This is a genomic window from Bacillus mycoides (assembly GCF_000832605.1).
In the GTDB taxonomy this organism is placed as follows: Bacteria; Bacillota; Bacilli; order Bacillales; family Bacillaceae_G; genus Bacillus_A; species Bacillus_A mycoides.
Map to the genome: position 1 here is coordinate 1,546,635 of NZ_CP009692.1, position 26,902 is coordinate 1,573,536.

Sequence of the window (26,902 nt, forward strand, 5' to 3'; positions counted from 1 at the left end):
TAAAGATAAAGTCAATTTTCAATAAAAGGTGATTCGATGGCAAATGAGCAAGTACTAACAGCTGAACAGGTACTCGAGAAAGCAAGTCAATATTTAGCGGATGAAGATATTGAGCTAGTGGCACGTGCCTATGAATATGCGCGTGATGCACATAGCGAACAATATAGAAAATCGGGTGAACCATATATTATTCACCCAATTCAAGTTGCAGGTATTTTAGTTGATTTACACATGGATCCGGCTACAGTATCGGCAGGTTTCTTACATGATGTAGTGGAAGATACAGAAATTACATTAGAAGACATTGAACGGGAATTTAATAAAGAAATCGCTATGCTTGTCGATGGTGTTACAAAGCTTGGAAAGATTAAATACAAATCCCATGAGCAGCAACAAGCAGAAAACCATCGCAAAATGTTTATTGCAATGGCTCAAGATATTCGAGTTATTTTAATTAAACTAGCTGATCGTCTTCATAACATGCGTACATTGAAACATTTGCCTCAAGAGAAGCAGCGTCGCATTGCAAATGAAACGTTAGAAATCTTTGCACCTTTAGCACATAGACTCGGAATTAGTACTATTAAATGGGAGTTAGAGGATACGTCACTTCGCTATTTAAACCCGCAGCAATATTATCGTATTGTGAATTTAATGAAGCGTAAACGTGCAGAGCGTGAAGAATATTTAGATGAAGTAATGACTGGCATTCGCGAGAAATTAAAAGAGGTTTCAATTCAACCTGAGATTTCTGGAAGACCAAAACATATTTACAGTATTTATCGTAAAATGGCATTGCAAAATAAACAATTCAATGAAATTTACGATTTACTAGCTGTACGTGTCGTTGTGAATAGTATTAAAGATTGCTATGCGGTGCTTGGAATTATTCATACGTGCTGGAAACCAATGCCAGGTCGTTTTAAAGATTATATTGCAATGCCGAAAGCAAATTTATATCAATCTCTTCATACGACTGTAATTGGACCAAAAGGTGATCCGCTAGAAGTGCAAATTCGTACGAAAGAAATGCATGAGATTGCAGAATTCGGAATCGCGGCACATTGGGCGTATAAAGAAGGTAAAGCAGCAGAAACAACGGGTACATTAGAGAAGAAACTAACTTGGTTCCGTCAAATATTAGAATGGCAAAATGAAGCTTCTAATGCAGAAGAATTTATGGAGTCATTAAAAATTGATTTATTCTCTGACATGGTATTCGTCTTTACACCAAAAGGCGATGTAATGGAATTACCACTTGGCTCTGTTCCAATTGATTTTTCGTATCGTGTCCATTCGGAAATTGGAAACAAGACAATTGGTGCAAAAGTAAATGGGAAAATGGTGACGCTTGATTATAAGTTGAAAACTGGTGACATCATTGAAATTTTAACATCGAAACATTCGTATGGTCCAAGTCAAGATTGGGTAAAGCTTGCTCAAACATCTCATGCGAAAAATAAAATACGTCAATTCTTTAAGAAACAACGTAGAGATGAAAATATTGAAAAAGGCCGTGAACTTGTTGAAAAAGAAGTGCGTGGCTTAGAGTATGAGATGAAAGAAGTATTAGCGCTTGATAATTTAAAACGTGTCGCTGAGAAGTTTAACTTTGCAAATGAAGAAGATATGTTTGCAGCAGTTGGATATAACGGAATTACAGCAGCGCAAATTGTTACGCGACTAACGGACAAGTTCCGTAAACAACGTGAAGAAGAAGACATCGTTGAAGTTAAAGAAGTTCGTAAACCGATGAAAATTCGAAAATGGGATTCTGGTGTAAAGGTAAGTGGTGCAGATAATTTGTTAATTCGTTTATCAAAATGCTGTAACCCAGTTCCAGGCGATGATATCGTTGGGTATATTACGAAAGGTCGAGGCGTATCAATTCACCGTTGCGATTGCGTCAATGTGCATACAGAAGAAGCGGTGGAGCGTTTATTAGAAGTAGATTGGGAAGGTAGTCCTGAAAAAGAAATTGAGTACAATGTTGATATTGAAATTTCAGGCTATGATCGTCGTGGTTTATTGAATGAAGTATTACAAGCTGTTACAGAAACGAAGACGTATATCTCAGCTGTTTCTGGTAGAAGTGATCGTAATAAGATGGCAACGATTAACATGTCGATTTCTATTCGAAACTTACAACACTTGAAAAAAGTAGTAGAGCGCATTAAACGCGTTCCAGAAATTTATGCCGTACGACGCATGATGCATTAATAGGGAGTGTAGAAAAGATGAGAGTTGTTTTACAACGATCAAAGGAAGCGTCTGTCACAGTAGATGGCGAGATTGTAGGACAAATTCCATTCGGTTTAACATTACTAGTTGGCATTACGCATGAAGATACAGAAAAAGATGCAACTTATATCGCAGAAAAAATTGCAAACCTACGTATTTTTGAAGATGAGAGCGGAAAGATGAACCACTCTGTACTTGATATGAAGGGACAAGTTCTATCTATTTCGCAATTTACATTATACGGAGATTGCCGTAAAGGAAGACGTCCAAACTTTATGGATGCTGCGAAACCTGATTATGCAGAACATTTATATGATTTCTTTAATGAAGAAGTTCGTAAACAAGGACTGCATGTGGAGACAGGACAGTTCGGAGCAATGATGGACGTTTCTTTAATCAATGATGGTCCGGTGACCTTAATTGTAGAAAGTAAATAGTGTTGCCCAAGAAGAGAGGATTATAGGTCCTCTCTTTTTTCATACATTGTTGTATGTTTTGTTCATTTATCCCGCTATTTGTGGGAGATCCACTGCTCGTAAAAGCCTGATTAGTGAGGGCTAATAATGAGTGGCGATGGACAAAACCCCTATTCATTAAAGTTTCACTTTATTTGGAATCAATAGCTGTTTCGGTTATGTATAACTCTTTCATCAATATGGAACAATAAAAAGTAAAACATCTATATTGAATGTGAGGGATATACGTATGCGTATGAATGAAAAAGGGCATTCTGTTACAAATGGTGCAAATCAACTGTTTAACGTAAATTTTCATGATTTTATTTCAAAAGAGCAAAACAATACTTCAATGGAGCTCGCTTCTGAGTTTGGGATTTCTCTTCAAGATGTAAAGCGTCTAAAGAAGCAGATTGAGCGCTCTTAGAGTACTTGACAATCCTACTCAACAAACGTATAGTAATTTTATATTTACATATGAATATAACCGTTGATAGAGAAGAGTAAATGAGACACACATGGAAAGAGAAGAAATGTCTTAGGCTGAAAACATTTCTGCATGATGACTGATTGAATGACACTCTAGAGGTTTCAACTTGAACGGCATATATGCTTAGTAGAGATGAACGCAAATTTAAGCGTTATTAAAAAAGTGGAAGCATACGTGCTTCAATTAGGGTGGCACCACGGGTATAATACTCTCGTCCCTACTGTTCAAACAGTAGAGGCGGGAGTTTTTTTATTTTTATTAAGATTAAAACAATTTGAGGAGGAACTGAATATGTCTATTCAAATCCCACGCGGAACGCAAGATATTCTTCCAGGTAGCGTTGAGTTATGGCAGTATATCGAAGGGCAAGCACGCGAAATTTGCCGTCGTTACAATTATAAAGAAATTCGTACACCAATTTTTGAACACACTGAGCTATTTTTACGTGGTGTTGGTGATACGACAGATATCGTACAAAAAGAAATGTACTCATTCCAAGATCGTGGAGAGCGTAGTTTAACATTACGTCCAGAAGGTACTGCACCTGTTGTACGTTCTTACGTTGAAAACAAAATGTTCGGTGATGCAACACAACCAACGAAATTATACTATATTGGTCAAATGTTCCGTTACGAAAGACCACAAGCAGGTCGCTATCGTCAATTCGTACAATTCGGTATTGAAGCAATCGGTAGTAACGATCCTGCGATTGATGCAGAAGTAATTGCACTTGCTGTAGAGTTTTACCGCGGCATGGGCTTAAAAAATATTAAAGTTGTATTAAACAGCTTAGGTGATGCAGCGAGCCGTCAAGCGCACCGTGATGCGTTAATCGCACACTTCGAGCCACGTATCGGTGAGTTCTGTTCTGACTGCCAATCTCGTTTAGAAAAGAACCCTCTTCGTATTTTAGATTGTAAGAAGGACCGTAACCATGAATTAATGGGGACAGCACCATCTATTACAGAATACTTAAACGAAGATTCAGCAGTATACTACGACAAAGTACAAGAACTACTAACGATGATGGATGTTCCATTTGAGAAAGATCCGAATTTAGTACGTGGTTTAGACTACTACCAACACACTGTTTTTGAAATTATGAGTGAGGCAGAAGGTTTCGGTGCTATCACAACATTAAGTGGCGGTGGCCGTTATAACGGACTTGTACAAGAAATCGGTGGACCGGAAATGCCAGGTATCGGTTTTGCGATGAGTATTGAGCGTTTAATTATGGCGCTGAAGGCTGAAAATATTGAGTTACCAATTGAACATAGTATTGATTGTTACGTTGTAGCACTTGGTGAAAAAGCGAAAGACCGTGCTGCAAAAGTTGCGTTCGATCTTCGTAAAGCTGGATTATCAGTTGAAAAAGATTATTTAGATCGCAAAATGAAAGCACAATTTAAATCTGCAGATCGTTTAAATGCGAAATACGTAGCTGTATTAGGGGAAGATGAGCTAGATAAAGGCATCATTAACTTAAAAGATATGGCAACAGGCGGACAAGAAGAAGTAGCGTTAGATGTATTTGCTTCATATGTAGCAGAGAAATTAATATAGGGGGAACTTAAAGTGGCTGAAAGAACACATGCATGCGGAAAAGTAACAGTAGAAGCGGTTGGACAAACAGTTCAATTAAAAGGTTGGGTACAAAAACGCCGTGATTTAGGTGGATTAATCTTTATCGACTTACGTGACCGTACAGGTATCGTACAAGTTGTATTTAATCCAGAAACATCAAAAGAAGCGTTAGAAGTAGCAGAAACGATTCGTAGCGAATACGTATTGCACGTAGAAGGTACAGTTGTTGAACGTGGTGAAGGCGCAATTAATGATAATATGGCAACTGGTCGTATTGAAGTACAAGCATCGAAAGTAAATGTATTAAACGCAGCGAAAACAACGCCAATCATTATTGCTGATGATACAGATGCATCAGAAGATGTGCGTTTAAAATATCGTTACTTAGACTTACGTCGTCCTGCAATGTTCAACACATTCAAAATGCGTCATGACGTAACGAAAACAATTCGTAACTTCTTAGATACAGAAGAGTTCTTAGAAGTTGAAACACCAATTTTAACGAAGAGCACGCCAGAAGGAGCTCGCGACTATTTAGTACCAAGCCGTGTGCATGATGGTGAATTTTATGCATTACCTCAATCTCCGCAGCTATTTAAACAGCTTCTTATGGTCGGTGGATTTGAGCGTTACTATCAAGTAGCACGTTGTTTCCGTGACGAAGATTTACGTGCGGACCGTCAACCGGAATTCACGCAAATTGATATCGAGGCATCATTCTTAACACAAGATGAAATTTTAGAAATGATGGAGCGTATGATGACGAAAGTCATGAAGGATGCAAAAGGTGTAGAAGTTAGTGCACCATTCCCTCGTATGAAATATGCTGATGCAATGGCTCGCTTTGGTTCTGATAAGCCGGATACACGCTTTGAAATGGAACTAAAAGACCTATCTGAATTTGCAGTAGGTTGTGGATTTAAAGTATTTACAAGTGCTGTAGAAAACGGCGGACAAGTAAAAGCGATTAACGCAAAAGGTGCAGCGAGCAAATACTCTCGTAAAGACATCGATGCATTAACTGAATTCGCCAAAGTATACGGTGCAAAAGGTCTAGCTTGGCTTAAAGTTGAAGAAGACGGCTTAAAAGGACCGATTGCGAAATTCTTCGGTGAAGAAGAGGCAAACGTGTTAATGAGTACATTAGAAGCGGATGCTGGTGACTTATTACTATTCGTAGCAGATAAGAAAAGTGTTGTTGCAGATAGCTTAGGTGCACTTCGTTTACGTCTAGGTAAAGAACTTGAGTTAATTGACGAAAGTAAATTTAACTTCCTATGGGTAACTGATTGGCCACTTCTTGAGTACGATGAAGATGCAGATCGTTACTTCGCAGCTCACCACCCATTCACAATGCCATTCCGTGAAGACGTTGAGTTATTAGAAACAGCACCAGAAAAAGCACGTGCACAAGCATATGACCTTGTATTAAACGGTTATGAGCTTGGTGGTGGATCACTTCGTATTTACGAGCGTGACGTACAAGAAAAAATGTTCAAAGCACTTGGATTCTCACAAGAAGAAGCACAAGAACAATTCGGATTCTTATTAGAAGCATTCGAATACGGTACACCACCACACGGCGGAATCGCATTAGGTTTAGACCGTCTTGTTATGTTACTTGCAGGTCGTACGAACCTTCGTGATACAATTGCATTCCCGAAAACAGCAAGCGCAAGCTGCTTATTAACAGAAGCGCCAAGCCCAGTTGCAGAAGCTCAGCTTGAAGAGCTAAGCTTAAAATTGAGCTTGAAAGAAGAGAAGTAAGAATAGAGTCTAGATGGTTATACTAACCCCATCTAGGCTTTTTTATAGAGGTTGTTTAAAAAGTCCGGTTTACATTATGTTTTCCTTGTTTGAAATATGTATTTTTAGGAATTCTATAACTTTTTCTATACAAATAGTCGGAAAAAGGCTAGAATACATGGTAGACCATTTTTGTAATAGGAGTGTAGAGCTGAATGTTACATCAATTTTCACGTAATGAATTAGCCTTTGGAAAAGAAGGCCTTGAAATATTAAAAAATAGTACAGTCGGTATTTTAGGTATTGGCGGCGTAGGATCATTTTCGGCAGAAGCGTTAGCACGTTCTGGCGTAGGACGTCTTGTATTAGTTGACAAAGATGTTGTAGATATTACAAACGTAAACCGTCAAATTCACGCGTTAGTATCTACTGTAGGACGTTCAAAAGTAGAATTAATGAAAGAGCGTATTGCAGATATTAATCCAGAGTGTGAAGTAATTGGACTAGAGATGTTTTATACAGATGAAACATATGAAGAGTTCTTTAAACACGGTTTAGATTTCGTAGTAGATGCATCTGATACGATTACGTTCAAAATTCATTTAATTAAACAATGTTTACGTCGTAAAATCAAAATTATCTCATGTATGGGTGCGGCAAATAAAATGGACCCAACTCGTTTCCGTATTGCGGACATTTCTAAAACACATACAGATCCAATTGCGAAAGTAATTCGTACGAAGCTTCGTAAAGATGGTATTAAAAAAGGTGTAAAAGTTGTCTTCTCTGACGAAAACCCAATCGTAATTCGTGAAGAAGTACGTAAAGAAATCGTACCAGACGAAAATGCAAAAATTCGTAAAGCGAAATTACCACCTTCTTCAAATGCGTTCGTACCATCTGTGGCTGGTTTAATTATGGCAAGTCACGTTGTACGTGAGCGTATTAAAAACGTAGAAGTGAAGCGTGTAGGGCAAGAATAAAAAGGAAGCATATATCGTTTAGGATATATGCTTTTTGTATGTTTTAAAGAAATGTCGATGTCGAATCGTTAATATAATTTCATTTACTGTGGTGCTTTTTCACTAAGGGAAAATAAACAGGGATGTCACTTAGTTGAAAAAGTGGCATCCCTGTTTTTAGTTTTCTGCAGAATATATAATATCTAAATTTCCATTTTGATCGGTTTTGAAAATCGGAGCAATTTGCTCTTCTTGTTCTTCGACCGAAACAAGTTTTCGAGCACGATCCATAATTCTAACAAGCATTGCATAATCTTCTTCGATTGCTTGTTGTTTTTTTGTGAGAACAGCTAATTTTGCTTCAAGTTCATTATTCATTTTTTGCAGGGAAGTGAGCTGATCTTGTAATACGTCATTTTCAGTTTGTAACTTTGCGAGTGAAGGGTTATTGTGCTCCAAGTTTTGCAAAAATGAGATGACATTTTGCATTGTAAGATCTTGTTTATTTGGGACAATATCTTCTGAAAACTCGGCATCGATTACGAGCTGCCGAGTTTGTGTGAACTGCTCTTTTTCTATTTTAGCTTCCGAACGCTTTAATTCTTTACGTTGTTTTTTTGCGATTTGCACCGCATCTTCATAATATGGTCTTACTTCAGCATTCCATCTAAAGCCACAAGCTGCTGAAGTTCGGTTTAATGTATCACCAACTTCATCGAATGCTTTTATTTGTGTACTTCCGCTGCGAATATGTCGTAAAACAGTTTCTGCTAAAAGGAGATCGTCTTCTTTTGTCCATGCATCTTGACGTGTTTTCATAAGCGAACCCTCCGTAATGGTGACGTTTTCGCTTATATTACCCTTTATTCTTCGTTTTATGCGAACTTTGTAATCTTTCATAAACAGTAGAAAGTACTTGTTCAAATTTTCCTGTCGTTTTCGGTTTATAATATTGCTTGTTTTTAATTTTATCAGGTAAGTATTGTTGTTGTACCCAACCGTTTGGGTGATCGTGTGGATATAAGTATCCGATGCCTCTTCCTAACGATTCGGCTCCTTTATAATGACTATCTTTTAAATGACTTGGAATATCGCCTGTTTGGCCATTACGTAAATCGTGTAGTGCGGCATCGAGTGCTTTATAGGCCGAGTTTGATTTCGGTGATAGACAAAGTTCAATAACAGCATTTGCAAGTGGTATGCGTGCCTCTGGGAAGCCGACCCGTTCAGCTGATTCAATCGCTGCAAGTGTACGTTGTCCAGCTTGTGGGCTAGCAAGTCCGATATCTTCATATGCCATAATAAGCAGACGTCTACCGATGCTTTGTAAGTCACCAGCTTCAATAAGACGTGCTAAATAATGAAGTGCGGCGTTCACATCACTTCCGCGTACTGATTTTTGAAAAGCAGATAAAACGTCATAGTGAGCATCGCCACCTTTGTCGTGAACGAAACTCTTTTTCTGTAAGCATTCTTCTGCGATTTCAAGTGTAATTTCCGCGGCTTTGTCGTCAGTTGTAAAGCTAGATAAAACAGCTAGTTCAAGTGCATTATAAGCTGAGCGCATATCTCCGCCTGACGCATTTGCAAAGTGATGTAATGCTTCATCCGTAACAGTTACATCATATTCCCCAAGCCCTTTTTCTTTATCTTCAAGCGCTCGTTTTAAGCCAATTAAAATATCATCTTCTGTTAATGCGTGTAATTCGAAGATTTGACAACGACTTCGAATAGCAGAATTAATAGCATGGAACGGATTGCTTGTCGTTGCACCAATTAAAGTAAGAAGTCCGCTTTCTAAATGGGGTAATAGAAAGTCTTGCTTCGCTTTATCTAGCCTATGAACTTCATCCAAAATTAAAACGAGGTGCCGATGCATCTTCGCTTCCTGTACGACAACTTCCATATCTTTTTTATTATGAGTAACAGCGTTTAAGAGGCGAAACAGGGTTCCAGTACTTCCTGCAATTGCGCTAGCGATTGATGTTTTTCCTGTGCCTGGAGGACCGTATAAAATCATTGATTGAAAATGATTTGCTTGGACCATACGCCATAAAATCTTGCCTTCACCAACTAAATGCTGTTGTCCGATAATTTCTTGAATATTTGTAGGGCGCATTCGATGTGCGAGTGGTTGTTTCATTTGACCCTCTCCCTTAATGTATAATCTCATTCTATCGTACCATTTTTTTTGATGAAATTTGAAATAGGATGCTGTTTTGTGGGGGGGATGAATATGAATATTCCTATTTTTCTTTCAATTGTAATAATTTCCGAGTTTTTCAATGTGATTTTATGTTATCATTTTGATACACAAGTTGAAATTTCTTATAATACTATATTATGCTATAATTTCATAGGATTTTAAATTGTGTTCTTTTATAAAGTGAAACTTTAATTAGTGGGGGTTTTGTTCATCCCCCACCTAACTTCTTTGCTCCAGCCGAATTTTGAGGTGGGAGTTTTACTGCCCGCAAATAGCGGGATAAATAAGATATAACCAATAGAAGTGAAAATTTGAAATGAGGTGCAAATAGATGAAGATTTCAACGAAAGGCCGCTACGGCTTAACAATTATGATCGACCTTGCAAAAAAGTTTGGTGAAGGCCCAATTTCATTAAAATCAATTGCACAGGCACATGACCTATCTGAGCATTACTTAGAGCAATTAATTTCACCACTTCGTAACGCTCGTCTTGTAAAGAGTACGCGTGGTGCATATGGCGGATATGTATTATCTGATCAGCCAGTCAACATTACAGCTGGAGATGTAATCCGTGTACTAGAGGGTCCAATTAGTGTTGTAGAAATGATAGAAGAAGAAGAACCAGCACAACGCCAATTATGGATGCGTGTTCGTGATGCAGTGCAAGAAGTATTAGATAGTACAACTTTAGAAGATTTAGTACGTTATGAGGAAGAAAATCACGGGGGCTATATGTTTTACATTTAATTCCTTGTGAAACGATTTGGAAAGAAGGAGATTTAATGGAACGCATTTACTTAGATCATGCTGCGACATCTCCGACTCACCCAGAAGTGGTCGAAAAGATGATTCCATATATGACAGAAACATTTGGAAACCCGTCTAGTATTCACTTTTATGGGCGTCAAACGCGCCATGCGGTAGATGAGGCGAGACGTGTGTGTGCACGTAGCATTCACGCGAGTCCAAATGAAATTATATTCACGAGCGGTGGTACAGAAGCTGATAATTTAGCACTTATAGGTGTAGCGCGTGCGAATCGTCATAAAGGTAACCACGTTATTACAACGCAAATTGAACATCATGCGATTTTGCATACGTGTGAATTGTTAGAGCGTGAAGGATTTGAAGTGACGTATTTACCTGTTGATGAAACAGGGCGTGTTCAAGTTTCTGACATACAAAAGGCACTAACGGAAGAGACGATTCTTGTATCTATTATGTTCGGGAATAATGAAGTAGGGACAATACAACCAATTGTGGAAATAGGTAAGCTGTTAAAAGAGCATCAAGCTTATTTCCACACAGATGCTGTACAAGCTTACGGTTTAATAGAAATAGATGTGAAAGAGTTTGGTATTGATTTATTATCGATTTCCGCTCACAAAATTAACGGCCCAAAAGGTGTAGGGTTCCTATATGCTGGTGCAAATGTGAAATTTGAACCGTTATTAATAGGCGGAGAGCAAGAAAGAAAACGTCGTGCTGGTACTGAAAATGTACCTAGTATTGTTGGACTTCAACATGCAGTTTCGCTAGCTGAAAAAACTCGTGAGCAAAAAAATGCCCAATATGAAGAGTTTAAAGATATAATGGTATCTGTCTTCAAAAATGAGGACATTCATTTCGAGGTAAACGGAGACTTGGAATATCGCTTACCACATGTGTTTAATATAAGTTTTACAGGAATGAATATTGAACCGTTTCTTGTAAACCTAGACTTAGCTGGTATTGCAGTATCAAGTGGTTCTGCTTGTACAGCTGGTTCGATTGATCCATCACATGTATTAGTGGCGATGTTCGGAAAAGACTCCGATCAAATACGTTCATCCGTACGCTTTAGTTTCGGACTTGGAAATACGAAAGAGCAAATTGAAAAAGCGGCGTACGAAACAGTGAAAATCGTGAAGCGATTAACACAAAATTAGCATGGGAGGTGACATGATGAACAAACTACCTCAAGAAACACGCGTTGTCATCGGGATGTCCGGTGGCGTCGATTCATCTGTAGCAGCTCTTTTATTAAAAGAGCAGGGTTATGATGTAATCGGAATTTTTATGAAAAACTGGGATGATACAGATGCAAATGGTGTCTGCACAGCAACAGAAGATTACAATGATGTAATTGAAGTGTGTAACCAAATCGGCATTCCGTATTATGCAGTAAACTTTGAAAAACAATACTGGGATAAAGTATTCACGTACTTTTTAGATGAGTACCGAGCTGGTCGTACACCAAACCCAGATGTAATGTGTAACAAAGAAATTAAATTTAAAGCATTTTTAGAGCATGCAATTGCACTTGGTGCTGATTATGTAGCAACAGGTCATTATGCACGCGTTGCTTATATGGACGGCGAATATAAAATGCTTCGCGGCGTTGATGACAATAAAGATCAAACATATTTCTTAAATCAATTAAGCCAAGAGCAACTATCAAAAACAATGTTCCCATTAGGTGAATTAAAGAAACCACAAATTCGCGAAATGGCGACAGAAGCTGGTTTAGCGACAGCGGCGAAGAAAGATAGTACTGGTATTTGCTTCATCGGTGAGCGTAACTTTAAAGATTTCTTAAGTAACTATTTACCGGCGCAACCAGGTGTGATGCAAACATTATCTGGTGAAGTGAAAGGGAAACATGATGGTTTAATGTATTATACAATTGGACAACGTCATGGCCTTGGTATTGGTGGTAATGGTGATCCGTGGTTTGCTGTGGGGAAAAACTTGAAAGAAAACATTTTATATGTTGATCAAGGATTCCATAACGAACTTCTATATGGTGATGAAGTTATTGCTACGAATGTAGGCTGGGTAAGTAATAAAGCGAAGGAAAAAGAATTTACGTGTACAGCGAAATTCCGTTATCGTCAAGCAGACAATAAAGTAACGGTTCAAATCGTTGATGAAAATACAGTTCGTATTCTTTGTGATGAGCCAATTCGTGCGATTACGCCAGGCCAAGCAGTTGTTTTCTATGATGGAGATGAGTGCTTAGGCGGCGCTACAATTGATGAAGTATATCATAGTGGTAAGAAATTAGATTATTTAGGATAACACGAGAAGCCTCTGCCGATTAGCGGTTAGAGGTTTCTTTTACATAAAGCGAATTTTTGTTCGCTTGGAAAATACATTCTTTGTTATAATTTGTTGTAGAGGTGAAGGATATGTCAAACAAACTTGAAACAGGTATTAAATATATGCAAGAAGGAAACTGGGAAGAAGCAGCTGAAAATTTCACAGAAGCAATCGAAGAAAATCCGAAAGATGCGCTTGGATACATTAACTTTGCGAATTTATTAGATGTATTAGGTGATAGTGAGCGAGCAATTTTATTTTATAAACGTGCATTAGAATTAGATGGTAAATCTGCGGCTGCTTATTATGGCTTAGGAAACGTATATTACGGTCAAGAGCAATTTGCAGAGGCGAAGGCTGTATTTGAACAAGCGATGCAAGTGGGATTACAATCAGCTGACGTAACATTTATGTTAGGTATCACACATGTGCAACTTGGAAATGATCGTCTTGCACTTCCATTTTTACAAAGAGCGACGGAATTAGATGAAGGCGATGTAGAAGCTGTTTTCCAATGCGGACTTTGCTTCGCACGACTAGAACATATTCAAGAGGCAAAACCTTATTTTGAAAAGGTGTTAGAAATGGATGAAGAGCATGCAGATGCGTATTATAATTTAGGTGTTGCGTACGTATTCGAGGAGAATAACGAGAAAGCTCTTACTTTATTTAAGAAAGCGACTGAAATTCAAGCAGACCACTTTTTAGCTGGTAATGGTATTCGTTTATTAGAGCAAGAAGCTGAATAAAGTGAAATTATAGTTTAATGCGCAGTTACCCCTCATCTAAAGATTGTGAAAGAGGTGGGGGATGTACTGCTCATTAAAGTGAAAAGAACTCGGAAAGGAGAGGAAATATGGGAAATCAACATGCAATGGATTTGTTTGAGGAAGAAAAAAAATTTATAAAAGCGCAAGTTCTTCATACCATTTTCCACAACGAAGAAAACCTCTATTCCGTTGTCAGTATGAAAGTCATTGAAACGAATGAAACATACGACGAAAAAAAAGTAATGATAAACGGTCATTTTCCCCGTATGCATGAAGATGAAGTGTTTACATTAACAGGTCATTTTAAAGACCACCCAAAGTATGGAAAACAATATTTAGTTGAAACGTTTAAAAAAGAATTGCCACAAACAAAAGCAGGTATGGTGCAATATTTAGCGAGCGATTTATTTAAAGGGATTGGAAAGCGTACAGCCGAAAAAATCGTGGACCATCTTGGTGAGCATGCGATTTCTAAAATTATGGATGATCCGGATGCGTTAAGTGGTGTTGTAAACAAGCAAAAAGCGCAGGAAATATATGAGACGATTATTGAGCATCAAGGGCTCGAGAAAGTGATGAGTTTTTTAAATGGTTACGGTTTTGGAACAAAACTTTCTATTAAAATTTATCAGCAATATAAAGAGATGACATTAGAAGTGATTCGTAATAATCCGTATAAACTTATTGAAGAAGTGGACGGAATTGGATTTGGAAGAGCAGATGATATAGGGCGTGCAATCGGAATAACGGGCAATCACGACGACCGTGTACGTGCAGGGTGTTTTTATACGTTAGAGAATATTTCATTACAACTCGGTCACGTGTATATGGAAAAAGGTCAGCTTGTAAGAGAAACGATGTCACTTTTAAATAATCAAGAAGGCGGAGTGACTGAGGAAGATATTGTAGGCTGCGTTGAAATGATGCAAGGTGAAGGGAAAGTCATCATAGAAGAAGAGCGTGTGTATTTAGCTTCGTTATTTTACTCTGAAAAAGGCGTTGTAAAGTCCATTCGCAGGCTTATGAATCAAGAGGAAACCCCTGCATTTCCTGAAGCAGAAGTGTTAAAGACATTAGGTGAAATTGAAGAACAGCTAAAGGTACAGTATGCACCGCTTCAGCAAGAAGCAGTTCAAACTGCACTTCATAAGCCGATGATGTTATTAACAGGTGGACCAGGAACGGGGAAAACTACAGTTATTAAAGGAATTGTTGAAATGTATGCGTCGCTTCACGGGCTATCACTAAATCTAAATGAATATAGTGATGACAATCCATTTCCAATACTATTAACGGCTCCAACAGGAAGAGCAGCGAAGCGAATGAGTGAATCGACGGGGCTTCCGGCGTGCACAATTCATCGCCTGCTTGGATGGACGCCAGAAGGGTCTTTCCAGCGTAATGAAACAGACCCTGTTCAAGGGAAGCTCCTTATTATTGATGAGTTTTCGATGGTAGATATTTGGCTGGCAAATCAATTGTTTAAATCCTTGCCGACGAACATCCAAGTAATCGTTGTAGGTGATGAAGACCAATTACCATCGGTAGGACCTGGACAAGTGTTGAAAGATTTATTAAATGCAGGTGCCATTCCAACGGTAAAACTCACAGAAATTTATCGTCAGGCAGAAGGTTCGTCTGTTATTCAGCTTGCCCATGCGATAAAAGACGGGACGCTCCCGCCAGATTTAGCACAAAATAAAAAAGATCGTTCATTTATCAGCTGTGCAGGTGCTCAAATTGTTGAGGTTGTTAAAAAGGTTTGTGAAAATGCTAAGACAAAAGGCTTTAGTGCAAGAGATGTACAAGTATTGGCACCAATGTACCGCGGACCAGCAGGTATTAATGTGTTAAATGAAGCTCTTCAAGAAGTGTTTAATCCGAAAAAAGAAAAGAGTAAAGAAATTGCCTACGGTGACGTTGTATACCGCAGAGGTGATAAAGTACTTCAATTAGTCAATCAGCCGGAAAGCCAAGTGTTTAATGGTGATATTGGAGAAATTGTTTCAGTATTTTATGCGAAAGAAAATGTCGAGCAACAAGATATGATTATCGTTTCATTTGATGGAATTGAAGTAACATATACAAAGCCGGATTTAAATCAAATTACGCATGCCTATTGCTGCTCGATTCATAAATCGCAAGGTAGTGAATTCCCAATAGTTATTATGCCGATTGTAAAGAGCTACTACCGTATGTTACGTCGTAATTTAATTTACACGGGTATTACAAGGAGTAAGAAATTCCTTATTATTTGCGGGGAGGAAGCAGCGTTTCAATCCGGTGTAAATCGCCTTGATGATGCAATGCGTCAAACGACTTTAGCTGGCCGATTGCAAGAATCACAAGGAGAAGTGCAGATGGTGACGGTTAATGGTGAAGAAATGGACGTGGAAAACATTTCACCGTATGATTTCATGTAACAAGGTGAAATTATATAGTGAAACTTTCAAACGTATAACGTTGAAAGGCTCTAGCAATGTATAAATGAATGCAGTTTGGACATAATGGCGAATAGAATCTGGGAGACTGTAAGGAGATGGAAGCCATATGTTCAGTTGTCCAAATTGCAAAGGGAAAGACATCGGAAAAATAGGTGTCAACCAATTTTATTGCTGGAATTGTTATATCGAATTATCGGTTTCAAAGGGGAAAATCCATACACATCAAGTAGAGGAAGATGGTTCATTAAGCTCTCTTGATGATTTATTTGATGATAATGAAAGAACGATCGGATAACGAAAAGGGGGATTTACTTTGAATCTACGCAATTCATTAATCGCATTAGGTGTTGGAGCTGCAGCATATCAATATGCTCGCAAACAAGATGTATTCTCAAAACGCAATGTGAAAAAAGCACGTAAGATGATTAAGTCTTATTTATAAGGCGTAAAAAACTCCCTTCATGATAAGGGAGTTTTTTTATGCGCTTGTATGCAAATATAAAAGTCCGATTTCAGAGAAGAGATAAGATAAACCGTAGCATCCAACGCCAAGCATTCCATAATGCCATAAGTGCTTAGCTCTTTCCTTTCGCGAGGAACGAATAAAGAAGCCTTTCCAAATACCAAACCCGATACAAATCCATTCAAGAAGCATAAAAAGTGCGGATAATGCAAGCATAAATAAGATCATTATGAGCCCTCCTGATTATATTTTGACATTTTGTATTTTCAGGGGTGGTTGTCCTTATTATGTTAAATATATGTACGTCTTTAAAAAACAGTATGGTCTGTATAAAAAGATTTTAAAACTTTTGCACATAACCTAACCTATTTATTTTCAAAATAAAGGTGGAGGAGGTTTTTCGTGTGAAGAATCTTAAAATCATTTGGATATATCGTTTAGGATTATTGTTACTCGTTTTTCTTTGTTTGCTCGTCTTTTTAAAAATTAAGCCACTATGGGCGCCGATTATTTTTGTATTTAAAGTGGCGATCACACCGTTCTTTATTGCTTGTTTTATTGCTTATTTATTACACCCTTTAATTGAAAAAATCCATAAGGAAGGAATGCCACGCACACTTGCTATTTTGCTCATTTATATTCTTTTCTTTGGCGGAATTGGCTATGGAATTTATAAAGGAACGCCAGTTGTTATTAAACAGTTACAAGAAATTAATGAACAATTTCCGCAGTTTACAAAAATGTACGATTCTTGGATGGATGGAGTTACAGAACAAACAGCGAATTTCCCATCATTTATTCATGAAAAGGTGAAACAAATTTTTGGTGGTGTAGAAACGAAGATTCAAGCGCTTTTAAATAAAGTCATGAGCACAGCTCGTGGTGTACTGGATTCATTGCTCATTATTTTCTTAATTCCGTTCATTGTATTTTACATATTAAAAGATTACGGTGAGTTTTATCATATTTTTTGGAAACTAGTTCCGAGTAAGTGGCGTAGTACGGGTCAAATGCTTGCGAAAGAAATTGATAAGTCACTCGGAAGTTATATTCGAGGACAGTTATTTGTTTGCTTAGTATTAGGAGGAGTATCTGTTCTTTCTTTTTGGTTTATCGGTATGAAATATCCGTTATTACTCGGTATTATTATTGGGGTAACGGATATAATCCCGTACTTTGGTCCTATTTTAGGGGCGATTCCGACGTTGATGATTGCAGCAACGGTATCAACGAGTTTACTCATTAAGGCGGGAATTACGATTGCTATTTTGCAATTTTTGGAAAGTAACATTTTATCGCCTTACATCGTTGGTAAGTCGCTTCGTATGCATCCTGTGATTATTATGTTTGCATTACTAGTAGGGGGAGAAGTTGCGGGGATTGTAGGATTACTAATATCGGTTCCTATTTTAGCGGTCATTCGGACAGTGGTCGTTCATGTGAGGCCTCTTTGGAAAAAAGAAGATGTGTAATATGATGATAGCCCTCTACTTATAAAAGTAGAGGGCTATCATTATTTAGAGAGTTGCTCGTGTATTTGTTGAACGAGAGAGCTTATATCATTTGTTTGAATATGTTTTATTTTTTTCCATTCATTATCGTACATAAATATAATTTGATTGCTGAAAAGACGCTTTTGCTCTTTTAGATTAGAAATGTTTGCAAAAGAGTACTCTTCAAATATTGGGTTCTTACTTACATCTGGTCCATAAAAGAAGAGCCGTTTGTTCGTTAAAATTAACAGTCCTGGTCTTGCGACGGAACGATATATAAATATATTTAATGAGCATGCTGCATAAAAAAGGATTTTTTCATCAGTTGTTAACATTTCTTTAGCTTGATTCAATAAGGTTGTCATTGTAATCGCTCCTTTATTGTTAATAATTTAATTATAACAAATAATGTAATATTTAGAAATTTGCATAAAGTATTTTTTGAGAGGAGATTCCTATTTAGTAATAAATGCATAATATATTTAAAGGCTGTTAAGAATGAATAGTAGAATAACTATGATTAATAAGCAATTGATACAATATAAATGATTATCTACATTGACAAACTTAAGAGAATTCTATTATATTTAGTCATATAATACATTAAATCAATGACGGAACAAGTACGTTACAGTCCATTTGTAGAGAGAAGCTTCCACTGGCTGAAAGGAGCTTTAAATGAAGGGTAACAGAAAGCTAATCCTGAGAGCAGCTAATCACTGCCGTCTTGCCACGTTACGGCACCATGAGGTGATGAATTGATTGTTATAATAATCAATTCATAATTAGGGTGGTATCGCGAGTTAACTCTCGTCCCTTTTATTAGGGGCGGGAGTTTTTTATATTTAAGGAGGAAAATACAATGAAACAACTAACAGGCGCACAAATTCGTCAAATGTTTTTAGACTTTTTCCAAGAAAAAGGACATGCAGTAGAACCAAGTGCATCACTAGTTCCTCATGAAGATCCATCTCTGTTATGGATTAATAGTGGTGTAGCGACATTAAAGAAATATTTTGATGGTCGTGTAATCCCACAAAATCCACGTATTACAAATGCACAAAAATCAATTCGTACAAACGATATTGAAAACGTTGGGAAAACGGCTCGTCACCATACATTCTTTGAAATGTTAGGGAACTTCTCAATCGGTGATTACTTCAAAGAAGAAGCAATTACTTGGGCTTGGGAATTTCTAACGAGCGACAAATGGATCGGATTCGATAAAGAATTACTATCTGTTACAATTCATCCGGAAGATGAAGAAGCATTCACAATTTGGAATGAGAAAATGGGTGTTCCAAAAGAACGCATCATCCGTTTAGAAGAAAACTTCTGGGATATCGGTGAAGGACCAAGTGGACCGAATACAGAAATTTTCTATGACCGCGGTGAATCTTACGGTAATGACTTTAGTGACCCAGAATTATATCCGGGCGGAGAAAACGAGCGTTACTTAGAAGTATGGAACCTTGTATTCTCTCAATTTAACCATAATCCAGACGGTTCATATACGCCACTTCCTAAGAAAAACATCGATACAGGAATGGGGCTAGAGCGTATGACATCTATCGTTCAAGATGTACCTACGAACTTTGATACAGACCTATTCATGCCGATGATTGGTGCAACAGAATCAATTTCTGGTGAGAAATATCGTAATGGCGATTTAGAAAAAGATATGGCGTTTAAAGTAATTGCTGACCATATCCGTACAGTAACATTCGCTGTTGGTGACGGTGCTCTTCCATCTAACGAAGGCCGTGGTTATGTATTACGTCGTTTATTACGCCGTGCTGTTCGTTATTCTAAGAAATTAAACATCAACCGTCCGTTCATGTTTGAATTAGTACCGGTTGTTGGAGAAGTAATGAAAGACTTCTATCCAGAAGTACTTGAAAAGAAAGATTTCATCGCAAAAGTTGTGAAGAATGAAGAAGAGCGTTTCCATGAAACACTTCATGATGGTGAATCAATTTTAGCTGAAGTAATTGCAAAAGCGAAAGAAGAAAAAACAACTGTTATTTCTGGCGTAGATGCGTTCCGCCTATACGACACGTACGGTTTCCCAATTGAATTAACAGAAGAATATGCTGAAGAAGCTGGTATGACAGTTGATCAAGCGGGCTTTGAAAATGAAATGGAGAAACAACGTGAGCGTGCACGTGCTGCTCGTCAAGACGTTGATTCTATGCAAGTTCAAGGCGGTGTACTTGGTGAAGTTAAAGTAGCGAGCGAATTCGTTGGTTACGGTACAGTTGCAACAGAAAGTAACGTTGTTGCCCTTGTGAAAAATGGTGAGTATACAGATAGCTTACAAGCAGATGAAGAAGGACAATTAATGCTTGATGTAACGCCATTCTACGCTGAGAGCGGTGGGCAAATTGCAGACCGTGGTTACCTTCTTGCTGACGGCGTGAAAGTTGTTGTAAAAGACGTACAAAAAGCACCAAATGGTCAAAACTTACACAAAGTAGTTGTGGAAGAAGGTACATTAACGAAAGAAGCGGCTGTAAAAGCTCTTATCGATACGAAAAACCGTAGTAGCGTTGTGAAAAACCATACAGCAACTCACTTACTGCACCAAGCATTAAAAGATATACTTGGAACGCATGTTAACCAAGCTGGTTCTCTTGTAACATCTGAACGTTTACGTTTTGACTTCTCTCACTTCGGTCAAGTACAAGCTGATGAATTAGAAAAAATTGAGCGTATCGTAAACGAAAAAATTTGGGAAAGTATTGATGTTGCGATTTCTCAAAAAGCAATCGAAGAAGCGAAAGAAATGGGCGCAATGGCATTATTCGGTGAAAAATACGGTGATGTTGTACGCGTTGTGCAAGTAGGCGATTACAGCTTAGAGCTTTGCGGTGGTTGTCACGTTGATAACACAGCTTCTATCGGTATTTTCAAAATCGTTGCTGAGTCTGGTATCGGTGCAGGAACTCGTCGTATTGAGGCGGTAACTGGTAAGTCTGCATACGAATTAATGAACGATCAAGTAGGTTTATTAAAAGAAGCAGCAGGAAAAATGAAAACAAATCCAAAAGATATTTTAACAAGAGTTGATGGTTTATTTACTGAAGTAAAACAACTTCAAAAAGAAAACGAATCTCTTGCTGCGAAATTAAGCAATATCGAAGCTGGAAACTTAACTGATTCAGTAATGACAGTTGATGGCGTGAACGTATTAGCGGCGAAAGTAAATGTTGCAGATATGAACAACTTACGTACAATGATGGATGACCTTAAAAATAAATTAGAGTCTGCAGTTGTTGTATTAGCGTCTGTAAATGACGATAAGGTAAACATTTTAGCTGGCGTAACGAAAGATTTAATTAGTCAAGGTTACCATGCGGGTAAACTTGTGAAAGAAGTAGCTTCTCGTTGTGGAGGCGGCGGTGGTGGCCGTCCTGATATGGCACAAGCAGGCGGTAAAAACCCAGCGCAAGTAGAGGAAGCTTTAGCGTTTGTACAAGAGTACGTTAAATCTGTTTCAAAATAAAGAGATAGTAGTGTACAATGGTAGGGAGAGGAGAAGTTCTTCTCCCTATACTTACTACTTACAAGTGAGGTGCTTGAAATGGACGGTTTTGATAAGACAATGAAGTTTAGCATTCAAGATGAAAAACAGAGTGTCCATGTAAATGATGTACTTTTAACTGTGTATGATGCACTTCAAGAAAAAGGTTATAATCCGATTAACCAAATCGTCGGTTATTTATTAAGTGGAGATCCAGCATACATACCTCGCCATAAAGATGCACGAAGCATCGTTCGCAAGCTTGAACGTGATGAGATAATTGAAGAGCTTGTGAAGTCTTACTTGAAACATCATCGTGAGGAGTAGTTTATGCGGATATTAGGTTTAGATGTTGGTACTAAAACAGTCGGTGTTGCAATGAGCGATGAAATGGGCTGGACAGCACAAGGGCTGGAAACAATCAGGATTAACGAAGAACGAGGCCACTTTGGTTTTGACCGTATTTCTGAGTTGGTAAAACAGTACAATGTGGACAAAATAGTAGTAGGTTTACCTAAAAATATGAATGGTACAATCGGCCCTCGTGGTGAAGCGTGCCAGCAATTTGCAGAAAACCTGCGAAATCTGTTACAATTAGAAGTTGTAATGTGGGACGAGCGTTTGTCGACGATGGCAGCGGAACGTCTGCTCATTTCAGCTGATGTGAGCCGTAAGAAGCGAAAACAGGTAATCGATAAGATGGCTGCAGTCGTGATCTTACAAGGATTTTTAGATAGTAAATAAGAGGTGACCAAAATGGAAGAAAATCAAATTACAATTGTAGACGAAAAAGGAAACGAACATTTATGTGAAATTATTTTCACTTTTGATGCTGAAAAATTCGGCAAAAAATCTTACGTAGTCTTCTCTCCAATCGGTGAAGTAGACGAAGATGGAGACCAAATCTTCGATGCAATGGCATATGAGCAAAGTGAAGAAGAGGGTGGAACATTACTTTCAATTGAATCTGAAGAAGAGTGGGAAATGGTACAAGAAATGTTTAACACTCTTGCTGATGAGCAAGAAGAAGAATAGTAATGGATAAAAAGGCGAACTGTGTACACAGTTCGCCTTTTTTGTATTCATATGCAAAATGACAGATTTTTTGTCGAAACTACTTAATTGTTTATAGTATAATAAGACGGGTTGTATGAAAAAAGGCTTTAAATAAGTAGCTGTCACCGATTATTTAGAAATGATTGGTTTTGCTTTATGTTTGTAGGGCATTGTATAGAGGAAGTGTATACGGTCTACAATTGAATAAGGAGGAAGAATTTTGGTAGAGAATCAAGTGAAGAAGAAGCGTAGACGCATTTTTTTAATTTCGATTATCGCACTGCTTTTAGTTTGTGGATCAGTCTATGCGTATATTTCATCTGCATTAGGGCCAGTTGATAGTGGAAATAAAAAAGAGATTGAGGTAGAGATTCCAAAGGGGTCATCTACAAGTAAAATCGGTGAGATTTTAGAAGAAAAAGGTGCTGTGAAAAGCAGTACAGTTTTTAGTTTTTATACGAAATTTAAGTCGAAAAGCTTACAAGCAGGTACATATTTATTAAATCCTTCGATGAGCGCCAACGATGTCATTGAACAAATGTCATCTGGCAACGTACATCGTCCGGCTCTTTATAAAGTGACGATTAAAGAAGGGGCGCAAGTAACTGAAATTGCTGAAGTGATTGCGGCAGAATTAAAGTGGAATAAAGATGAGGTTGTGCGTCAATTAAACGATAAAGCATTTATCCAAAAAATGCAGCAAAAGTATCCGAAGCTATTAACGGATAAAATTTTTGATAGTAACATTAAATATCCACTAGAAGGATACTTATATCCAGCAACGTATTCTTTCTATAAAAAGGATACAAAATTAGAAGAAATTGTAATCCCGATGCTTGAGAAAACAAATGCAATTATTGTTCAAAATGAGGCGAAAATGAAAGCGAAGAACTGGGATGTTCATCAACTTCTCACGTTGTCTTCACTTATTGAAGAAGAGGCTACTGGCTTTACTGATCGCCAAAAAATCTCTAGTGTTTTCTATAATCGTTTAGCGAAAGGTATGCCGCTTCAAACGGATCCGACGGTATTATACGCGCTTGGAAAGCATAAACAACGTGTATTATACGAAGACTTGAAAGTAAACTCACCGTACAATACGTATGTTGTGAAAGGGTTGCCGGTTGGACCGATTGCAAACTCTGGTAAACATTCAGTGGAAGCAGCGTTAGATCCTGCGCAAACAGATTATTATTATTTCTTAGCTGCACCAAGTGGTGAAGTGTATTATGCGAAAACATTAGAAGAACATAATGCATTAAAGCAAAAATACATTACGAAAAAACAGTGAAATGGGGAGGGATAGCGAAAAGGGTCGCATATCCCTCTTTTTTGTGGTAAAATATATCGGGTTAAAAACTGGCAGAAGAATCGTTTTTAATATCAAAACGGGACGTACAAGCTAAGGGTGAAACTGGCTTGTATTTTTATTGCATTCTATGTGTGAAAAGACAAAGGTTGACGCGTCATAGAGGCACTTCTCCATGTAAATAAGGAGGACCAATTATGGAGGATACAGTTAACGAGTACCTATTATCATTTATTGATCCAAAAGATAAATTAATTCTTGAAATGGAAGAGTATGCAACTGAAAACCATGTGCCGATTATGGATCGACTTGGAATGGAATTTATGCTGCAATTTTTACGTTTAATTGGACCGGAAAGTATTTTAGAACTTGGAACAGCAATCGGTTATTCTAGTATTCGTATGATGCAAGCTATTCCGAACTCTCGCATTGTGACAGTAGAGCGCAATCGTGAACGATATGAAAAGGCACTTGAATATATAGAATGTTCCTCGGTAACAGACCGTATTTCTGTTATTTACGGTGATGCTTTAGAAACGGGCGAACAAGTGAAAGAACATGGAACATTTGATGTTATTTTTATTGATGCAGCGAAAGGGCAGTATCGTCGCTTTTTTGACTTATACGAACCGTTATTAAATCCTGGTGGCGTTATTATTTCAGATAACGTTATGTACCATGGTCTTGTGACGACAAAAGAGAAAATTGAAAATAGACGTACCCGTGGTTTGATTCGTCGTATTAAGACGTACAATGAATGGCTTATGAATCATGAAGGATATGATACAACGATTTTCCCAATTGGCGATGGAGTGGCTGTAAGTAAAAAGAGAGGGTGACAAAAGTATGAAGAAACCTGAATTGTTAGTAACGCCTAGAGCGGTGGCGGATATTGAACCTCTTGCGAAAGCAGGGGCAGATGCAGTAATGGTTGGTGAACAAAAGTTTGGTTTACGTTTGGCAGGAGAGTTTTCACGTGAAGATGTGAAACAAGCTGTAAACATTGCGCATGAAAATGGTGTGAAAGTATACGTTGCAATGAATGCGATGTTCCACAATGATAAAGTAGAAGAATTAACGGACTATGTTGCCTTTTTAAATGAGGTAAATGTAGATGCGATTGTTTTCGGAGATCCAGCGGTATTAATGGCTGTTCGTGAAGTTGCACCAAATATGCAACTTCACTGGAATACAGAAACGACAGCAACAAACTGGTTTACTTGTAACTATTGGGGGCAAAGAGGAGCGAAACGCGCTGTATTAGCTCGTGAGCTTAGCTTAGATGAAATTGCTGAATTAAAAGAAAATGCTGAAGTGGAACTTGAAGTACAAATTCACGGTATGACTTGCATGTTCCAATCGAAGCGTTCACTAGTAGGAAACTACTTTGAGTATCAAGGGCGTAATCTCGACATCGAAAAGAAAAAGTATGAAGAGAATATGTTCTTATACGACCCGGAACGTAATAACAAATATCCAATTTATGAAGATGAAAATGGTACTCACATTATGAGTCCGAATGATATTTGTTTCATCGATGAGTTAGAGGAACTAATCGATGCTGAAGTCGATAGCTTAAAAATTGATGGTGTCCTAAAAAGTTCTGAGTACATTATTGAGGTAACGAAGAAATATCGTAAGGCGATTGATTTATGTGTAGAAGATCGTGATGCGTATTATGACGTGAAAGATGATTTATTTAAAGAGATAGAAGAAATACAACCGGTAAATCGTCCGTTAGATACAGGATTCTTCTTTAAAGAAACGGTTTACTAAACGAGGAGGGTGTAGGAAATGACTGTACAAGAAATTTCACGAGTGATCGATGGCAAACGCGTTATTGTGAAAAAACCTGAACTGTTAATCCCTGCGGGTAACTTAGAAAAATTAAAAGTAGCTATCCATTATGGGGCAGATGCTGTATATTTAGGTGGACAAGAATTTGGTCTTCGTTCTAATGCAGGTAACTTTACGCTGGAAGACATGGCAGAAGGCGTTGAATTTGCAAAGAAATATGGAGCAAAAATATACGTAACAACAAATATTTTTGCACATAATGAAAATATGGATGGGCTAGAGGAATATTTAAAAGGGATTGAAAAAGCTGGCGTAACGGGAATTATCGTTGCCGATCCGCTTATTATTGAGACATGTAAACGTGTGGCGCCTTCTGTTGAGGTGCATTTAAGTACACAACAATCACTATCCAACTGGAAAGCAGCACAGTATTGGAAAGAAGAAGGTTTACATCGTCTTGTATTAGCTCGTGAAGCAAGCTATGAAGAAATGAAAGAAATTAAAGAAAAAGTTGATGTTGAAATTGAAGCATTCGTCCATGGTGCAATGTGTATCGCGTATTCAGGGAGATGTACATTAAGTAACCATATGACAGCGCGTGACTCTAACCGTGGTGGTTGTTGTCAATCTTGCCGCTGGGATTATGATTTAGTTCAAACGGTATCACAACATAAAGATGCAAAAGAGCTTCCTCTATTCCAAGAAGAAGATGCTCACTTTGCGATGAGCCCAAAAGATTTAAATTTAATCTTATCAATTCCGAAAATGATTGAAATTGGAATTGATAGCTTAAAAGTTGAAGGACGTATGAAATCTATCCATTACGTAGCGACTGTAGCAACTGTATATCGTAAAGTAATTGATGCGTATTGTGCGGATCCGGATAACTTTGAGTTTAAACAAGAATGGTTAGATGAACTTGATAAATGTGCAAATCGTGATACAGCTCCTGCATTCTTTGAAGGGGTTCCAGGACATCAAGAGCAAATGTTTGGAAATCATAGTAAGAAAACAACGTATGATTTTGCTGGTTTAGTGTTAGATTATAATGAAGAAACGGGCATCGTAACGCTTGAGCAACGTAATCACTTCAAACCAGGACATGAAGTGGAGTTCTTTGGGCCAGAAATAGAAAACTTTACGCAGACGGTGGAGAAAATTTGGGATGAGGATGGAAACGAATTAGATGCAGCGAGACATCCGTTGCAAATCGTGAAATTCAAAGTGGATCAACCAGTGTATGTGAATAATATGATGCGCAAAAACATACTTCAATAAGAA

General features: G+C 37.9%; 26 protein-coding genes and 2 other annotated features. Of the genes, 22 read left to right on the forward strand and 4 right to left on the reverse strand.

Annotated elements, in window-relative coordinates; translation table 11 throughout:
* The first annotated feature begins 36 nt into the window (after window positions 1–36).
* From relA to BG05_RS09915, 6 genes are all read left to right on the forward strand, one after another.
* Window positions 37–2,220 (forward strand): GTP diphosphokinase, encoded by a 2,184-nt coding sequence (gene relA, locus BG05_RS09890; RefSeq protein WP_002167636.1) that lies wholly within the window; start codon window positions 37–39, stop codon window positions 2,218–2,220.
* A gap of 17 nt (window positions 2,221–2,237) precedes the next feature.
* A complete protein-coding gene (locus BG05_RS09895) occupies window positions 2,238–2,678 on the forward strand; it encodes a D-tyrosyl-tRNA(Tyr) deacylase (protein ID WP_002015302.1) in 441 nt (146 codons plus the stop codon).
* Between the two features lie 268 nt (window positions 2,679–2,946).
* The gene (locus BG05_RS31035) at window positions 2,947–3,123 is read left to right on the forward strand and encodes a hypothetical protein (RefSeq protein WP_001242605.1); all 177 of its coding nucleotides are present in this window, start codon (window positions 2,947–2,949) and stop codon (window positions 3,121–3,123) included.
* Window positions 3,124–3,177: 54 nt separating this feature from the next.
* Window positions 3,178–3,408 (forward strand) — a binding site (T-box leader).
* A 69-nt stretch (window positions 3,409–3,477) separates the two neighbouring features.
* Window positions 3,478–4,749 carry a histidine--tRNA ligase gene (hisS, locus tag BG05_RS09905; protein WP_033728251.1) on the forward strand — a complete coding sequence of 424 codons (1,272 nt, stop codon included), beginning with the start codon at window positions 3,478–3,480 and terminating at the stop codon, window positions 4,747–4,749.
* A gap of 12 nt (window positions 4,750–4,761) precedes the next feature.
* Complete coding sequence (gene aspS, locus BG05_RS09910) at window positions 4,762–6,537, forward strand: aspartate--tRNA ligase (protein ID WP_002015297.1); 1,776 nt, start codon at window positions 4,762–4,764, stop codon at window positions 6,535–6,537.
* A gap of 194 nt (window positions 6,538–6,731) precedes the next feature.
* On the forward strand, window positions 6,732–7,499 hold the full coding sequence (locus tag BG05_RS09915; RefSeq protein ID WP_000903181.1) for a tRNA threonylcarbamoyladenosine dehydratase: 768 nt from the start codon (window positions 6,732–6,734) through the stop codon (window positions 7,497–7,499).
* 156 nt (window positions 7,500–7,655) lie between these two features.
* Here BG05_RS09915 and BG05_RS09920 read toward each other — a convergent pair whose 3' ends face one another.
* Complete coding sequence (locus BG05_RS09920; protein ID WP_002034101.1) at window positions 7,656–8,297, reverse strand: RsfA family transcriptional regulator; 642 nt, start codon at window positions 8,295–8,297, stop codon at window positions 7,656–7,658.
* 37 nt (window positions 8,298–8,334) lie between these two features.
* On the reverse strand, window positions 8,335–9,621 hold the full coding sequence (locus BG05_RS09925; RefSeq protein ID WP_002167638.1) for a replication-associated recombination protein A: 1,287 nt from the start codon (window positions 9,619–9,621) through the stop codon (window positions 8,335–8,337).
* Between the two features lie 394 nt (window positions 9,622–10,015).
* On the opposite strand from BG05_RS09925, the gene cymR reads away from it, so the two are divergent.
* The 7 genes from cymR to BG05_RS09960 all read left to right on the forward strand — a co-directional run bounded on the left by cymR (window position 10,016) and on the right by BG05_RS09960 (window position 16,422).
* On the forward strand, window positions 10,016–10,432 hold the full coding sequence (gene cymR / locus BG05_RS09930) for a cysteine metabolism transcriptional regulator CymR (RefSeq protein WP_000704117.1): 417 nt from the start codon (window positions 10,016–10,018) through the stop codon (window positions 10,430–10,432).
* A gap of 35 nt (window positions 10,433–10,467) precedes the next feature.
* On the forward strand, window positions 10,468–11,613 hold the full coding sequence (locus BG05_RS09935; RefSeq protein WP_002129219.1) for a cysteine desulfurase family protein: 1,146 nt from the start codon (window positions 10,468–10,470) through the stop codon (window positions 11,611–11,613).
* A gap of 16 nt (window positions 11,614–11,629) precedes the next feature.
* The gene (gene mnmA, locus BG05_RS09940; RefSeq protein WP_002088752.1) at window positions 11,630–12,745 is read left to right on the forward strand and encodes a tRNA 2-thiouridine(34) synthase MnmA; all 1,116 of its coding nucleotides are present in this window, start codon (window positions 11,630–11,632) and stop codon (window positions 12,743–12,745) included.
* Between the two features lie 110 nt (window positions 12,746–12,855).
* Window positions 12,856–13,515, forward strand: a complete 660-nt coding sequence (locus tag BG05_RS09945; RefSeq protein ID WP_002088750.1) for a tetratricopeptide repeat protein — start codon at window positions 12,856–12,858, stop codon at window positions 13,513–13,515.
* A 107-nt stretch (window positions 13,516–13,622) separates the two neighbouring features.
* Entirely contained in the window at window positions 13,623–15,959 is a 2,337-nt protein-coding gene (gene recD2 / locus BG05_RS09950; protein ID WP_002184924.1) for an SF1B family DNA helicase RecD2, read from the forward strand.
* Between the two features lie 127 nt (window positions 15,960–16,086).
* A complete protein-coding gene (locus BG05_RS09955; RefSeq protein WP_002015288.1) occupies window positions 16,087–16,275 on the forward strand; it encodes a hypothetical protein in 189 nt (62 codons plus the stop codon).
* Window positions 16,276–16,293: 18 nt separating this feature from the next.
* Window positions 16,294–16,422 carry a YrzQ family protein gene (locus tag BG05_RS09960; protein ID WP_002015286.1) on the forward strand — a complete coding sequence of 43 codons (129 nt, stop codon included), beginning with the start codon at window positions 16,294–16,296 and terminating at the stop codon, window positions 16,420–16,422.
* A gap of 36 nt (window positions 16,423–16,458) precedes the next feature.
* On the opposite strand, the gene BG05_RS09965 is transcribed toward BG05_RS09960, so the two are convergent.
* A complete protein-coding gene (locus tag BG05_RS09965; RefSeq protein ID WP_002015285.1) occupies window positions 16,459–16,671 on the reverse strand; it encodes a hypothetical protein in 213 nt (70 codons plus the stop codon).
* A gap of 176 nt (window positions 16,672–16,847) precedes the next feature.
* Between BG05_RS09965 and BG05_RS09970 the strand changes: the two genes are divergently transcribed.
* Window positions 16,848–17,915 carry an AI-2E family transporter gene (locus BG05_RS09970; RefSeq protein ID WP_002129216.1) on the forward strand — a complete coding sequence of 356 codons (1,068 nt, stop codon included), beginning with the start codon at window positions 16,848–16,850 and terminating at the stop codon, window positions 17,913–17,915.
* Between the two features lie 41 nt (window positions 17,916–17,956).
* On the opposite strand, the gene BG05_RS09975 is transcribed toward BG05_RS09970, so the two are convergent.
* Window positions 17,957–18,301: a PH domain-containing protein gene (locus tag BG05_RS09975; RefSeq protein ID WP_002129215.1), complete on the reverse strand. Its 345-nt coding sequence runs from the start codon at window positions 18,299–18,301 to the stop codon at window positions 17,957–17,959.
* Window positions 18,302–18,538: 237 nt separating this feature from the next.
* Window positions 18,539–18,757 (forward strand) — a binding site (T-box leader).
* 41 nt (window positions 18,758–18,798) lie between these two features.
* On the opposite strand from BG05_RS09975, the gene alaS reads away from it, so the two are divergent.
* The 8 genes from alaS (at window position 18,799) to BG05_RS10015 (ending at window position 26,899) form a co-directional block, all read left to right on the forward strand.
* On the forward strand, window positions 18,799–21,441 hold the full coding sequence (alaS, locus tag BG05_RS09980; RefSeq protein WP_003191567.1) for an alanine--tRNA ligase: 2,643 nt from the start codon (window positions 18,799–18,801) through the stop codon (window positions 21,439–21,441).
* A 78-nt stretch (window positions 21,442–21,519) separates the two neighbouring features.
* Window positions 21,520–21,786 carry an IreB family regulatory phosphoprotein gene (locus BG05_RS09985; RefSeq protein ID WP_000348591.1) on the forward strand — a complete coding sequence of 89 codons (267 nt, stop codon included), beginning with the start codon at window positions 21,520–21,522 and terminating at the stop codon, window positions 21,784–21,786.
* Between the two features lie 3 nt (window positions 21,787–21,789).
* Window positions 21,790–22,203: a Holliday junction resolvase RuvX gene (gene ruvX / locus BG05_RS09990; protein ID WP_001221204.1), complete on the forward strand. Its 414-nt coding sequence runs from the start codon at window positions 21,790–21,792 to the stop codon at window positions 22,201–22,203.
* Window positions 22,204–22,215: 12 nt separating this feature from the next.
* Window positions 22,216–22,494, forward strand: a complete 279-nt coding sequence (locus tag BG05_RS09995; protein ID WP_002034112.1) for a DUF1292 domain-containing protein — start codon at window positions 22,216–22,218, stop codon at window positions 22,492–22,494.
* A 241-nt stretch (window positions 22,495–22,735) separates the two neighbouring features.
* Window positions 22,736–23,806 carry an endolytic transglycosylase MltG gene (gene mltG / locus BG05_RS10000; protein WP_002129212.1) on the forward strand — a complete coding sequence of 357 codons (1,071 nt, stop codon included), beginning with the start codon at window positions 22,736–22,738 and terminating at the stop codon, window positions 23,804–23,806.
* 215 nt (window positions 23,807–24,021) lie between these two features.
* On the forward strand, window positions 24,022–24,663 hold the full coding sequence (locus BG05_RS10005) for an O-methyltransferase (RefSeq protein WP_002129210.1): 642 nt from the start codon (window positions 24,022–24,024) through the stop codon (window positions 24,661–24,663).
* Window positions 24,664–24,670: 7 nt separating this feature from the next.
* Entirely contained in the window at window positions 24,671–25,600 is a 930-nt protein-coding gene (locus BG05_RS10010) for a peptidase U32 family protein (RefSeq protein ID WP_002015276.1), read from the forward strand.
* A gap of 18 nt (window positions 25,601–25,618) precedes the next feature.
* On the forward strand, window positions 25,619–26,899 hold the full coding sequence (locus tag BG05_RS10015; protein WP_002015275.1) for a peptidase U32 family protein: 1,281 nt from the start codon (window positions 25,619–25,621) through the stop codon (window positions 26,897–26,899).
* The last annotated feature ends 3 nt before the right edge of the window (window positions 26,900–26,902 follow it).

Excerpts from the sequence above, each read along its gene's own strand:
- relA (WP_002167636.1), top strand. The coding sequence starts at position 37 with ATGGCAAATGAGCAAGTACTAACAGCTGAACAGGTACTCGAGAAAGCA.
- BG05_RS09895 (WP_002015302.1), top strand. The coding sequence starts at position 2,238 with ATGAGAGTTGTTTTACAACGATCAAAGGAAGCGTCTGTCACAGTAGAT.
- BG05_RS31035 (WP_001242605.1), top strand. The coding sequence starts at position 2,947 with ATGCGTATGAATGAAAAAGGGCATTCTGTTACAAATGGTGCAAATCAA.
- hisS (WP_033728251.1), top strand. The coding sequence starts at position 3,478 with ATGTCTATTCAAATCCCACGCGGAACGCAAGATATTCTTCCAGGTAGC.
- BG05_RS09915 (WP_000903181.1), top strand. The coding sequence starts at position 6,732 with ATGTTACATCAATTTTCACGTAATGAATTAGCCTTTGGAAAAGAAGGC.
- BG05_RS09920 (WP_002034101.1), bottom strand. The coding sequence starts at position 8,297 with ATGAAAACACGTCAAGATGCATGGACAAAAGAAGACGATCTCCTTTTA.
- BG05_RS09925 (WP_002167638.1), bottom strand. The coding sequence starts at position 9,621 with ATGAAACAACCACTCGCACATCGAATGCGCCCTACAAATATTCAAGAA.
- cymR (WP_000704117.1), top strand. The coding sequence starts at position 10,016 with ATGAAGATTTCAACGAAAGGCCGCTACGGCTTAACAATTATGATCGAC.
- BG05_RS09935 (WP_002129219.1), top strand. The coding sequence starts at position 10,468 with ATGGAACGCATTTACTTAGATCATGCTGCGACATCTCCGACTCACCCA.
- mnmA (WP_002088752.1), top strand. The coding sequence starts at position 11,630 with ATGAACAAACTACCTCAAGAAACACGCGTTGTCATCGGGATGTCCGGT.
- BG05_RS09945 (WP_002088750.1), top strand. The coding sequence starts at position 12,856 with ATGTCAAACAAACTTGAAACAGGTATTAAATATATGCAAGAAGGAAAC.
- recD2 (WP_002184924.1), top strand. The coding sequence starts at position 13,623 with ATGGGAAATCAACATGCAATGGATTTGTTTGAGGAAGAAAAAAAATTT.
- BG05_RS09955 (WP_002015288.1), top strand. The coding sequence starts at position 16,087 with ATGTTCAGTTGTCCAAATTGCAAAGGGAAAGACATCGGAAAAATAGGT.
- BG05_RS09965 (WP_002015285.1), bottom strand. The coding sequence starts at position 16,671 with ATGATCTTATTTATGCTTGCATTATCCGCACTTTTTATGCTTCTTGAA.
- BG05_RS09975 (WP_002129215.1), bottom strand. The coding sequence starts at position 18,301 with ATGACAACCTTATTGAATCAAGCTAAAGAAATGTTAACAACTGATGAA.
- alaS (WP_003191567.1), top strand. The coding sequence starts at position 18,799 with ATGAAACAACTAACAGGCGCACAAATTCGTCAAATGTTTTTAGACTTT.
- BG05_RS09985 (WP_000348591.1), top strand. The coding sequence starts at position 21,520 with ATGGACGGTTTTGATAAGACAATGAAGTTTAGCATTCAAGATGAAAAA.
- ruvX (WP_001221204.1), top strand. The coding sequence starts at position 21,790 with ATGCGGATATTAGGTTTAGATGTTGGTACTAAAACAGTCGGTGTTGCA.
- BG05_RS09995 (WP_002034112.1), top strand. The coding sequence starts at position 22,216 with ATGGAAGAAAATCAAATTACAATTGTAGACGAAAAAGGAAACGAACAT.
- BG05_RS10005 (WP_002129210.1), top strand. The coding sequence starts at position 24,022 with ATGGAGGATACAGTTAACGAGTACCTATTATCATTTATTGATCCAAAA.
- BG05_RS10010 (WP_002015276.1), top strand. The coding sequence starts at position 24,671 with ATGAAGAAACCTGAATTGTTAGTAACGCCTAGAGCGGTGGCGGATATT.
- BG05_RS10015 (WP_002015275.1), top strand. The coding sequence starts at position 25,619 with ATGACTGTACAAGAAATTTCACGAGTGATCGATGGCAAACGCGTTATT.